Annotated in this window: 1 protein-coding gene; it reads left to right on the top strand. The window is 70.5% G+C overall.

Translation table 11 applies throughout. From position 1 onward, the window contains the following. Positions 1-728 (top strand): cytochrome-c peroxidase (locus JHD63_RS22750; protein ID WP_304952655.1); only part of this gene is annotated, 728 nt, incomplete at both ends.

The following is a 728-nucleotide window of genomic DNA, read 5'->3' as shown; positions in this document are numbered from 1 at the left end:
GCGCCAGCACCCTGCACGAGCAGGCGGCCATCCCGCTGCTGGCCGCGCACGAGATGGCCAACGCCAGCCCCGCCGCCGTCGTCGCCAGGCTGCGCGCCGCGCCCTATGCAGCGCAGTTCCGCGACACCTTCGGCGCCGATGCGCTCGATGACGACGCACGCGGCTTCCAGTGGGCCACGCTGGCCCTGGAGATGTTCCAGCAGGACCCGCAGCAGTTCTACCCCTACAGCAGCCGCTTCGACGACTTCCTGCGCGGCAAGGCGCCGCTGGCGGCCAACGAGATGCGCGGCCTGGCCCTGTTCAACGACGAGAAGAAAGGCAACTGCGCCTCTTGCCACGTGAGCGAGGTCAGCGCCAACAGCGGCGCCTTTCCGGCGTTCTCGGACTTCGGCTTCATCGCCCTCGGTGTGCCGCGCAACCGGGCGCTGCCGGCCAACCGCGACCCAGCCTTCCACGACCTGGGCCTGTGCGGCCCCGATCGCACCGACCTGAGCGGCCCGGAGAACGCCGGACTCTGCGGCGCCTTCCGCACGCCGACGCTGCGCAACGTGGCGGTGCGCCAGGCCTTCTTCCACAACGGCGTTATGCACAGCCTGCAAGAGGTGGTGCGCTTCTACGTCACCCGCGACCTGCAGCCGCAGCGCTGGTACCCCTACCCTTCGCGCAAGGGCGGCGCGCACCGGCGCTATGACGACCTGCCAGCGCAGTACGCCGGCAACGTCAACACC

Origin of the sequence: Xylophilus sp. ASV27 (assembly GCF_016428875.1) — a bacterium.
In the GTDB taxonomy this organism is placed as follows: Bacteria; Pseudomonadota; Gammaproteobacteria; order Burkholderiales; family Burkholderiaceae_C; genus Xylophilus.
The sequence above is the reverse complement of the archived record's forward strand: the minus strand, read 5'-3'. Positions and strand labels throughout refer to the sequence as shown.